We start from the raw sequence: 11,450 nt of genomic DNA on the forward strand, positions 1-11,450 counted from the left end.
GTAATTATACTACTAAAATATATCAACCAAAAGAGAATATCCATTTAATACTTTCACTTTTGCTTTCAATTTGCCTCTAACAGATAAATCTTCAAGTCTTCTCCCAGTATTTTCTGGAACAAAATATTTATCTAGATTATAACTTAGAAAAGCACCTTTAAGCTCAGGTTTATCCTTTGTATCTTCATAATTCCATATAGGATATTGATATCTAGCATTTAAAAATAACTTATTCTTGGGCTTTTCGAATGTTACATAATCAACTTCATAAAAATCACCTTTTTTTACTAAGACAGTATAAAGTTTTTTATTTCTCATCGTATGCCAGTTAATGTCATCTATATTTCTAAATTCTGCTGGAAGCTTATCTAAATCTACTTCATTTATTTTATAATTTAGTACAACATGATCCCCTCTAAACACATCTCTAGGATCATAAGGCATAGTTTCTATTACTATTTCTACTCCATTTAGATACGTATTAAGAGGAGTTATAGTCATGGAAACTAGTATTATTATAGGTAAAATACCCACTAAAATATATCTTTTAATATTACTCAACTAAATCTCCTCCCTTTTTTCTCATTCTCTCAAAATAATTTCCAAAAGCTAAAAGAATAACCCCTCCAATTATGAAGAATATGGATTTAGGTAAAAAGTCGTATAATGTATCAAAATAGTATCTAAGTATTGTAGCACATATAAATACTATAGATAGTAAACTTCCACTTTTAGCTAGTGTTAGCATAAATCCTACAAATACAATAGCAAATGCTATACTTATAGCTTTTCCATTCGAAAATATATCAAATCTTGACCATATATATGGACTAGTTAGAGCAAGACCACTTATTCCAAGTACTATAATTCCTTGTAGTTTAAATATAAATCTATTTAATCTTATATTGCCATAGTACATGTATGTTCCAACTCCGAAAAATATCCATGTTACATACAAATCATCTACATTGTATTTTTTCAAAAAGTATAGGATTGAGTTTAATAGTATAAGGTTATTAAAAAACGTACCTATTTTGAAATTGTCAAAGTATATATTTAGATAATACATCAAAGGAATTATTAGAATTATCAAATACGGTATATCATAAAAATTAAAATGTCCATTTAAATACACTAAGAATAATATGTGAGAGAATATAAATATGATCTCTTCTTTAAAAAGCAGTGCACATGGAAGTATACCTATTCCCCACAATAAAAATGCATTTGGAAAATCTCCACCATAATTAAAAATTTGACCCACTAAGAATATACCAGCACCATATATCATTATTCCTAAGTACAATAAACTTTTGCTTGTTTTAGGATATTCTTTTAGCAGTTTAAAGCTAGCTCCATTAACTCCTATATACATTCCTATTATTATCAGGAATTTGCTTATTTTATTTATTTTATCCCAGTTACTAGCTATAAAACTAAGAACTCCAAGACCTACAAGTATAGCTCCTATAACAAGTACTATCTTTACAAAATTAATGCGTGCTAGTGCATACTGGCTAAGTATTTCATTTTTTTGATCTGAAGTTATTATATTTTGTTTCTTATGAAACTCAAGTTCATCTTCTAAAAAATTAAACTGACTTTTACTTACTATTCTTTTTTTCATAATTTCACCCCTTTTAATTTTCATTTATAAGAATTTCGAATTTCTTATCTATATAGTCTTTGTCAAAAGAGCTGTACCATCTGTTGTTTTTATCATCTACTATTCTGTAGTGAGAACTTATTATGTTCTGTTGAATCTTAAATCCATTCATAGATTTTATTTCTTTCCACCATACTTTACCTCCCATAGTTTTATTTTTAGGAAAATATAACTTTCCTAGTGCTACTATTTGTATGAATTTTACAGGATCTTCTCCAAAACTCATCTTCAGTATTTCACTATCCCTAAACAAAGTGCATACAGCTATACACGCTGTCCAAGATAGCTCACTTCTTTCTTTCTCTACCTGTATTAGTGTCTTTTTTGATATTCCTAGAAGTTCTGATAATTTATCTTGAGAATAATCATACTCTGCTCTTATTAACTTTAGTTTCCTAGATATTATATTTATTACTTCCTCTTTATTCATCTAATCACTCCAGTACCTATTAACATTATAGTGTAATTTTACACCATAATGTTACTTATTTCAATTTTTATTTAATATTATACTGAAAATTTTCAAAAAAGTCTTTCTTTGAAAGATTTTAAAGGTAGACTTTTTTGAAATTCATAACGGAAATTATAAATTATCCCCAACTCAAAAAGTTTATAATTTCCTATTCATTATAAAAAAAGAACTGTTGATAAAAATATCAACAGTTCTTAGATAGATTTTTCTGTGGCCATCTTAGGTCTTGCAAATATCATTCTTCCTGCAGCAGTTTGAAGAACAGAAGTTACTAATACATCTATAGTATCTCCTATATATTTTCTTCCACCATCTACTACAATCATAGTTCCATCATCTAGGTAAGCTACTCCCTGACCTAACTCTTTACCGTCTTTTATTATTTGAACTATCATTTCTTCTCCAGGTATAACTACTGGTTTTATCGCATTAGCAAGCTCGTTTATGTTTAAAACTTCTACTCCATGGAACTGAGCTACTTTGTTTAGATTATAATCATTTGTTACTACTTTACCTTCTATTAATTGTGCTAATTTAAGAAGCTTACTATCAACTTCAGCGATATCCTCAAAGTCTTTTTCGTATATCTCTACCTCAATATCTATTTCTTTTTGTATTTTATTTAAAATATCAAGTCCTCTTCTTCCTCTAACTCTCTTTAAATCATCTGCCGAATCTGCTATATGTCTTAATTCTTCTAGCACGAAATTAGGAATTACAAGTTTTCCTTCAACAAATCCCGTTTTACATATGTCAGCTATTCTTCCATCTATTATTACACTTGTATCTAAAACTTTTGGTGATGGTTTAGTTACTTTCTTTGATGACTTATCTTTTGGATTTGATATTTTGAGAAGTGAACCTATATTAAATAGTTCTTCTCTGTTTTTCAAAGCTACATGAACTCCTATATATCCCATAAAGATATATACTATTATAGAAATAATCGATCCAACTATTGGAACTGGAATCTGAATAAGAAGCTGACTTATCAAATATGCTATAATTAACCCTATCGTAAGTCCTATAGATCCTATAAGTATCTCTATAGGTGGTATTTTTGATAATTCACCATCTACCCAATTTGCTAAGTTCCTACCCTCCTGCAAAATCCATGGAGAAATTAAATAAAATATAAGTCCTGTTATAATACCTGAAAGTGCTGCAGCTAAAACTTTGTATATACCTGGCCATAACAATAACTGCGGGAATATATTAAGCGAATAAAAATATATTGCAACACCAATAGTTATTCCCACCAAAGACATTAACGCTTTAATCATTTTATTTATCATTATTTCACCCCCTCTAATAGTATTATTATCCATATTTTTTTATTTAATCAATATTTACCCACATTTCTATTAAATTCTTAATCTCTTGAGTATCTTTATCTAAAACTAATGATAACTCACTAGATATCATGTCTTTTGCCTCACTTAGCATTTTCTTTTCCCCTGCTGATAAACCCTTTTTTCTATCCTGAGCTATCAAATCTCTTACAACTATAGCAATTTCATATATGTCTCCTGTTTTTATTTTATCCATGTTATCTCTATATCTTTTGTTCCACTTTTCTTCTATGTCTATATTTTCATGTTTTAATATAGATATTATTTCGTCAACTTGATTTTCGTCTATAATATATCTTATCCCTAATTTACATATATTGTCAATAGGAATACTTATCTCTATCTGAGATATAATCATGTTTATAATATAGTATTTTTTTCTTTCTCCTAATACCTGTTTTTCTTCTATAGACTCTATTATTCCAGCCCCATACATAGGGTATATTATCTTATCTCCAATGCTAAACATATTTTCTCCCCCTTTTGAATCGTATTATTCTAGTATATATCAAATTTTATACTAAGTCAAATTTAAAATTTATATTTTATCATATATATTTATAATATGTCAATTGTAAATTCTTGTTTATATAGACTACTGTATTTTATATTTAATTGACTAGAAAAGATTTTCCTATTATAATTATTTATGAGGTGATATGATGGATAATTTTGATTTTTCAAAATTTAAAGACAGTGTAAGTGAATCTTTAATAAGACATAAGAGTATATTAGATGTGATAACTAAGTTACAAGAGACTAATTCTAAGATAAATAGAGCTGTAGTAAAGTCTGTTACTAGTTGTGGATGTATAGAAATAGATTGCAAAAAACAAAATCTTCCTGATAATATAACATTTGGTGAGATTTCTGAGTATATGGATAATCACATAAGAGGATCTTTATGTGATATTTGCAAAGAAAAGATAGAGCAAGAATTGGGAGATCATATGTTTTATATAGTTTCTTTATGTAATTCATTAGGTATAGACCTTGAAGATGTTCTAAAAAAGGAGTATAGAAAGATAAATACTCTTGGAAAATATAGCTTATTTTAAAGAAAAGGGCAATTGTTTGCCCTTTTTATATATGCCTATCTAGTAAAACCTGTTCTTGTCTTCTTCTTAATCCCTCTCTTATATATCTAGCTCTTATTTCTCCTATTCCTTCAACATCATCTAATTCATCAGTAGTTGCTTTTAGTATGTGTTGAAATTTTTCAAAGTGTGATGTTAAGTTTTCTATCACATGTATAGGCAATCTAGGAATTTGATTTAATATTCTATATCCATTAGGATGAACAGAAAAATCTAAATTATGGGCACTCCCTAGGTAACCTAATATTCTTATTATATTGTTTAAATCTAGAAGTTCTTCTGATGTGAATGTTCTTAGTATTTTCTTAAATTCATCATAATCTATTCCTTCATTTATATTATAATCCTTAAATACCCAAATTCCATCTTCTTTTATATTGCCTACAAGTTCTTCTAACTGCATACTTACTAGTCTTCCTTCGTTTCCAAGTTCTATTATATACTTTTCTACTTCATTAACTATCCTAAGAACCATTTCAATTCTTTGAATAACGGTTGCTACATCATATAAAGTTACTAAATCTTCGAATTCTAATGCACTTAAGTTTATCATAGCTTGATCTAGCACTGCTTTATATTTTTCCAGTGTTTGAATAGCTTGGTTTGCTTTTGCTAGTATTTTAGATGTTTCTTGTATTACATATTTACTGTATCCTTTATACAAAGTTATTATATTTCTTCTTTGTGATATTGATATAACCATTTCTCCTGTTTGTCTTGCAACTCTCTCAGCAGTTCTATGTCTAATTCCTGTTTCAAAACAAGGTATAGTTGAATTTGGTATTAACTGAGTATTAGCATAAAGTATTCTTTTAGCATCACTACTTAAAATAATGGCACCGTCCATTTTAGCTAGCTCGTATAAATATGCAGGTGAAAACTCACTGTTTATATTAAATCCTCCATCAACAATGTTCATTACCTCTTCACTATTACCAATTACTATTAATGCCCCTGTTTTAGCTCTTAATACGTTCTCTAGCCCTTCTCTTAAAGGAGTTCCTGGGGCTAATATCTTTAGATCATTTATCTTATTAGGGTCTTTCATAAAGTCCTCTCTCATAACTATCCTCCTAATACTACATCTAATGCTTCTCTTATATTTTCTACTCCAAAAATCTTTATTCCATCTATCTTTTCTAGCCCAGCTAAGTTATTTTTAGGAATAACTATCTTTTTAAATCCTAATTTTTTACTTTCTAATATTCTCTTTTCTATAAAACTAACTCCTCTTATCTCTCCGGTAAGACCTACTTCTCCTATAACAACAGTATCTTGGTTTATTTCTATATTTCTAAACCCTGAAGCTATAGATACTATTATACCTAAATCCATGGCTGGTTCATTTAGTTTTATTCCTCCAACAACATTTATATACACATCTTGATTTTGAATTTGAAGTCCTACTCTTTTTTCAAGAACTGCCATGAGAAGATTTACTCTGTTGTAGTCAACTCCTGTAGCCATTCTTCTCGGTATACCAAAATTAGTTGGAGATACTAATGCCTGAAGCTCAACTAACATTGGTCTTGTTCCTTCGACTGTTGACACTACAACTGACCCCGATACCCCTTTTGGCCTTTCTGAAATAAGAATCTTAGATGGGTTATCTATCTCTACAAGACCTAAGTCCCTCATTTCAAAAACTCCAAGCTCATTTGTAGATCCAAATCTATTCTTTACTGCTCTTATCATTCTATATGTGTTATATCTTTCACCTTCAAAATATATAACAGTATCTACCATGTGTTCTAATACTTTAGGACCTGCTAGTGAGCCCTCTTTGGTAACATGTCCTACTATAAATGTTGTTATCCCAAAGCTTTTAGCTATTTTCATAAATTTTGATGTTCCTTCTTTTATTTGACTTACACTTCCTGGAGCAGATGTAATTTCAGGACTAAATACTGTTTGTATAGAATCTACTATTATTACATCTGGTTTTAGGTTGTCTATCTGTTTTTCTATAATACTAAGATTGTTTTCAGGGAATATATACAGATTTTCACTATCTACGTTTAGCCTTTTTCCCCTCATTTTTATTTGCTGAGCAGATTCTTCTCCTGATATATATAGTACCTTTTTGCCGGTTTTAGCTATTTCATTAGACACTTGTATCAATAATGTTGACTTTCCTATCCCTGGATCTCCTCCTACAAGTATTAATGACCCATTTACTAGTCCTCCTCCTAGTACTCTGTCTAACTCTTTGATATTAGTAGAGAATCTAGGTTCTTCTACAACCTTAACTGAATTTATAGGTATTGGCTTATCATTTTCTTTATTTAATATAAAAAGGTCGTGCCTTGTTTTTTTTTCTTCTATTTCCTCTACGAAAGTATTCCACTTGTCACACTCTGGACATTTTCCCATCCACCTTAGTGATTCATATCCACAGTTTTGACATATATGTTTAGTTTTAACCTTGCTCATTTTATCACCTGTTTTTAAATTTTATTTACTATAATATTCTATCATAATCATAAACAAATTGGGGCTAACTAATCCCTATTTCTTCATATTTTTCCATTTATAATGTTATTCTTCCTGTAATTTCGAAATTTATTTATATATAAGTAAAGGCGACTAATTAGTCGCCTTTGTTGTATCTATTTTTTTAGTGTAGCTAATATCTTATTTGATAAATTAGCAGGTACTTCTTCATATCTTTCAAATTCTATATCAAAATATCCTTTTGCTTGAGTCATAGACCTTAGATCTATGGCATATTTAAATGTCTCAGCTTGTGGTGCCTGTGCATATATTACCTGTTTTCCTTTTCCTATAGGCTCCATTCCTAGTATTCTTCCTCTTCTCTTATTTATATCTCCTATAACATCTCCCATATATTCTTCTGGAACAACTATTCTCAATTTCATTATAGGTTCTAATAAAACTGGCTTTGACATTTCCATTCCTTTCTTAAATGCTATAGATGCTGCTATTTTAAATGCCATCTCAGATGAGTCAACATCATGATAAGATCCATCATATAATGTAGCTTTTATATTAGTTACTCTAAATCCTCCAAGCACTCCACTTTCTAAACATTCCTTTATTCCTTTCTCAACTGCAGGTATATATTGCTTCGGAACAGAACCACCGAATATCTTTTCTTCAAATATAAATTCTTCATCACATGGTTCAAATATCATCTTTACATCTCCGTATTGTCCATGTCCTCCACTTTGTTTTTTGTGTTTTCCCTGAACATCAGACTTTGCTTTTATTGTTTCTCTATAAGGAACCTTAGGATCTTCTAACCTAACCTCTACTCCAAATTTTTCCTTTAATTTTTCTTTTACATAATTTATTTGTATTTCTCCTTGACCACCTACTAGAATTTGCTTTGTTTCAATATTTCTAACAAGTTCTAAAGAAGGATCTTCTTCTATTATTTTACTAAGACCTATACTTATCTTTTCTTCTTCACCTTTATTTACAGCTTCTATGGCTAGGTATATCTGGGGTTTAGGGAATTTAATTTCTTCACTTAATTCATCACTATTGTTTATAGATAAAGTATCTCCTGTTTGAGTCTCTGTAAGCTTTGTAAATGCAACTATATCTCCTGCCTCAGCTTTATCTATTTCTATACTTTGATTGTTTCTCATTGTATATATATGAGATACTCTCTCTTTGCAATTTCTATTTAAATTGTAAATGTCTGTATCAGACTTTATACGTCCTTTATTTATTTTAACTAATGATATCTTTCCTATAAAAGGATCTACAAAAGTTTTGAATACTAATCCCGAAAAACTATTATCATCTCTGTATCCACTGTTATCTTCAATTGAAGGCATATACTGAGATATCATATCTAAAAGAGTATGTATACCTATATTTTTACACGTTGACCCGCATATAACCGGTATTATATCACCAGATATAATTCCTTTTTTAAGACCTTTATGTATTTCTTCACTTGTAAACTCTTCACCTGAAAAATACTTATCTAATAATTCCTCATCACTTTCTGCAACAGATTCTAATAACATTTCTCTTATAGGCTGTATTTGTTCTTTCATGTCTTCTGGTATATCTACTGTTATACATTCAGACCCATTATACTCTCTTGCAAATAAATCAACAACATTTATAAATCCTCTGAACTCATTGTCTGTACCCATAGGTATATGGAAAGGTGCTATTTTTTTTCCGTATCTTTCTCTTAATTGTTCTAAAACTTTATCATAATCAGCCTTCTCACTATCTATCTTGTTTACAAATATGAATCTTGGTGTGTTATTTTCATCTGTAATTTCTAAAGCCTTATCAGTTCCAACTTCTATATCTGTTGTTGCATCAACAACTATTATAGCTCCAGAAGTAGCCTTCATTGCAGAAACTACTTCTCCGTAAAAATCGAAATATCCAGGGGTATCTATAAAGTTATACTTATAATTATTCCACTCTACAGGGATTAAATTTAAGCTTGTAGTCATATTTATCTTATCATTCGGTTTACTTATTCTATTTGTCAACTTATTCGTATAAAGTATTGCTTCTGTTAGATTTGTTTTGCCTGACCCTCCATGTCCTAGAATGACGATATTCCTTATTTTACTACTTTCATAAAACTTCATCAGAAAGGCCCCCTTTTCATTTTATTCAAACCCTCAGAATATATTTTAGGTTTTAATTTAATATTATGTTAAATTTTATCAATTATGATATAATTGACTTGAGTAAATATTTTAAATTTTTCTAAAAGGGGGATTTTTCTATGAACTTAATGTACAGAAAAGAACTTGAAGATCTAGTTCCTTATAAACCTGGTAAGCCAATTGAATATGTTATGAAAGAGTTTAATCTTACAAATGTTATAAAACTTGCATCTAACGAAAACCCTTTAGGTTGCTCTAAAAAAGTTAAAGATGCTATCCAAAACGCGTTAGATAATCTACATATTTATCCTGATGGAAACTCAACTGATTTAAGATCTGAACTTGCTAAAAAATTCAATCTAAGTCCATCTCAAGTAATTCCTTCTAGTGGTTCTGATGAAATGGTCGATATTCTTGCTAAAGTATTTGTAAATCATGGCGACGAAGTTATAATGGCTGATTTAACTTTCCCTAGATACATAGCAACTACTAAAATGATGGGTGGAGTTCCTGTTATCGTCCCTTTAAAAGACTTCACTCATGATATAAAAGGTATGCAAAATGCAGTAACCGAAAAGACAAAAATGATATGGATATGCAATCCTAACAATCCTACTGGGACTATGGTTCCTACATCAGAAATTATTGAGCTTCTAGAAAACGTTTCTAAAGATGTAATAGTTGTTCTTGATGAAGCTTATAGAGAGTATGTTACTAGAGATGACTATATGCTAGATAGTGAAAAGTTATTAGAAAAATACCCTAACCTAATCATATTAAGAACATTCTCTAAGGCATATGGTATCGCGGCACTTAGGGTTGGATACACGCTTGCAAGTGAAGAAATAGTTTCTAATATAAACAAAGTTAGAGGACCTTTCAATGTAAATTCATTAGCTCAAGTAGGAGCTTTAGCTGCTTTAGAAGATGAAGACTTTTTAAAGGAAAGTTACGATCTAAATAAGCTTGGAAAAGAGTATTTATATAAAGAATTTGATTCTATGGGATTAAAATATGCTCTATCTGAAACAAATCATATATTTGTAGATGTTAAGAAAGATGCTTTTGAGGTATTTGATGCTCTTCAAAGAAAGGGAGTAATAATAAGACCTATAATGAGTACATTTATAAGAGTATCAATGGGAACAATGGAAGAGAATAAGATATTTATAGATGCACTTAAAGATGTTTTATAAAAAAGTCTTTCTTTGAAAAATTTTAAATGTAGACTTTTCTGAAATTCATAATGGAAATTATAAATTATCCACAATTCAAGAAGTTTATAATTTCCTATTCATTGTAAAAAATAATAGGCCTTATTGGCCTATTATTTTTATTATATCAAGCACTGTATCTTTACAGTACTCTCCTTTTCTATATTTTCTCTTTGTAACTATTATCTCTGGCTGATTTCCTCTCGTTACTACTTCTTTAATTATATTAGGTATCTCTACAAATGCACCTAACACATTAAATTCAGCATCCATTATTATAAACGTTGGTATTTTTGGTTTGCCATTCACTTTATATTTAGATAGAGCTTCTTCATTTCCTTCTCTTGGGACTATTGATAACTTTATATTTTCATTTAACTGAGTTAACGTATATACTGGCGGTAAGTTAATTTGACAATCTGGGCACCATGCTTCTGCAAATGCTAATATATTTATATTCTTATCTATATTTCTTATTCTACTTTCTGTATTTTCTTCTATATTCATATTTTCCATTATTTCTTTTATTTTAGATCTATAAACTTCTTCGCAATTATCCAAGAAACTAATAAAACCTTCCCCTATATCAAATAGATCCTTTAGTGACATATATTTTCCCCCTAAAATAAATCATTTAAAAATCTTAAATATTATTATATCATACAAGGAAAATAAAAAAAAGATTATGTGGCTACGTCCTACTCTCCCAGGAGGCTTCCCTCCAAGTACCATCGGCGCAAAAGAGCTTAACTTCTGTGTTCGGAATGGGAACAGGTGTATCCTCTTTGCTATAGTAACCACATAATCTTACTTGTCTAATATATTTTGTTTGCTTTACATATTTAGTATAAACTTAAGAATCGACTTTCAAGCTTGCTTGAGGAAACTCGGAATGTGAATCAAATCAATAACACTTTCAAAACTGCATAGCATATTTGGTCAAGTCCTCGACCTATTAGTACTCATAAGCTGAACACATTACTGCGCTTACACCTTGAGCCTATCAACCAAGTAGTCTTCTTGGGGTCTTACCTTAAAA

The 11,450-nt window shown here is 29.7% G+C and carries 11 protein-coding genes and 2 rRNA genes; 2 read left to right on the plus strand and 11 right to left on the minus strand.

Annotated features, from left to right (window positions below):
- Positions 1-12: 12 nt before the first annotated feature.
- From CLOTH_RS09385 to CLOTH_RS09405, 5 genes are all read right to left on the minus strand, one after another.
- Positions 13-561: a GDYXXLXY domain-containing protein gene (locus CLOTH_RS09385; RefSeq protein ID WP_079413420.1), complete on the minus strand. Its 549-nt coding sequence runs from the start codon at positions 559-561 to the stop codon at positions 13-15.
- Positions 554-1,627: a DUF2157 domain-containing protein gene (locus CLOTH_RS09390; protein ID WP_158080501.1), complete on the minus strand. Its 1,074-nt coding sequence runs from the start codon at positions 1,625-1,627 to the stop codon at positions 554-556. The genes CLOTH_RS09385 and CLOTH_RS09390 overlap by 8 nt, the downstream gene beginning before the upstream one ends.
- Before the next feature lie 13 nt (positions 1,628-1,640).
- Positions 1,641-2,096, minus strand: coding sequence for a helix-turn-helix transcriptional regulator (locus CLOTH_RS09395; protein WP_079413424.1), 456 nt, complete (start codon positions 2,094-2,096; stop codon positions 1,641-1,643).
- Positions 2,097-2,332: 236 nt separating this feature from the next.
- Positions 2,333-3,433, minus strand: a complete 1,101-nt coding sequence (locus CLOTH_RS09400) for a PIN/TRAM domain-containing protein (protein ID WP_079413426.1) — start codon at positions 3,431-3,433, stop codon at positions 2,333-2,335.
- 43 nt (positions 3,434-3,476) lie between these two features.
- Entirely contained in the window at positions 3,477-3,959 is a 483-nt protein-coding gene (locus CLOTH_RS09405; protein WP_079413428.1) for a CarD family transcriptional regulator, read from the minus strand.
- Between the two features lie 193 nt (positions 3,960-4,152).
- Here CLOTH_RS09405 and CLOTH_RS09410 point away from each other — a divergent pair, with 193 nt between their 5' ends.
- Entirely contained in the window at positions 4,153-4,548 is a 396-nt protein-coding gene (locus tag CLOTH_RS09410; protein ID WP_079413430.1) for a MazG nucleotide pyrophosphohydrolase domain-containing protein, read from the plus strand.
- A gap of 25 nt (positions 4,549-4,573) precedes the next feature.
- Here CLOTH_RS09410 and disA read toward each other — a convergent pair whose 3' ends face one another.
- The 3 genes from disA to CLOTH_RS09425 all read right to left on the minus strand — a co-directional run bounded on the left by disA (position 4,574) and on the right by CLOTH_RS09425 (position 9,176).
- Complete coding sequence (disA, locus tag CLOTH_RS09415; protein WP_331722076.1) at positions 4,574-5,650, minus strand: DNA integrity scanning diadenylate cyclase DisA; 1,077 nt, start codon at positions 5,648-5,650, stop codon at positions 4,574-4,576.
- 2 nt (positions 5,651-5,652) lie between these two features.
- Complete coding sequence (gene radA / locus CLOTH_RS09420; RefSeq protein ID WP_079413432.1) at positions 5,653-7,020, minus strand: DNA repair protein RadA; 1,368 nt, start codon at positions 7,018-7,020, stop codon at positions 5,653-5,655.
- A 176-nt stretch (positions 7,021-7,196) separates the two neighbouring features.
- Positions 7,197-9,176 carry an elongation factor G gene (locus CLOTH_RS09425; RefSeq protein WP_079413434.1) on the minus strand — a complete coding sequence of 660 codons (1,980 nt, stop codon included), beginning with the start codon at positions 9,174-9,176 and terminating at the stop codon, positions 7,197-7,199.
- A 140-nt stretch (positions 9,177-9,316) separates the two neighbouring features.
- Here CLOTH_RS09425 and hisC point away from each other — a divergent pair, with 140 nt between their 5' ends.
- Positions 9,317-10,393, plus strand: a complete 1,077-nt coding sequence (gene hisC, locus CLOTH_RS09430; protein WP_331722077.1) for a histidinol-phosphate transaminase — start codon at positions 9,317-9,319, stop codon at positions 10,391-10,393.
- Between the two features lie 120 nt (positions 10,394-10,513).
- Here hisC and CLOTH_RS09435 read toward each other — a convergent pair whose 3' ends face one another.
- From CLOTH_RS09435 to CLOTH_RS10825, 3 genes are all read right to left on the minus strand, one after another.
- Positions 10,514-11,020: a thioredoxin family protein gene (locus tag CLOTH_RS09435; protein ID WP_079413436.1), complete on the minus strand. Its 507-nt coding sequence runs from the start codon at positions 11,018-11,020 to the stop codon at positions 10,514-10,516.
- Between the two features lie 76 nt (positions 11,021-11,096).
- Positions 11,097-11,213 (minus strand): 5S ribosomal RNA (gene rrf, locus CLOTH_RS09440).
- Between the two features lie 133 nt (positions 11,214-11,346).
- Positions 11,347-11,450: ribosomal RNA gene (locus CLOTH_RS10825) — 23S ribosomal RNA — on the minus strand; the annotation flags it as partial.

The sequence above is a fragment of the Alkalithermobacter paradoxus genome (genome assembly GCA_002029295.1).
GTDB lineage: Bacteria > Bacillota > Clostridia > Peptostreptococcales > Peptostreptococcaceae > Alkalithermobacter > Alkalithermobacter paradoxus.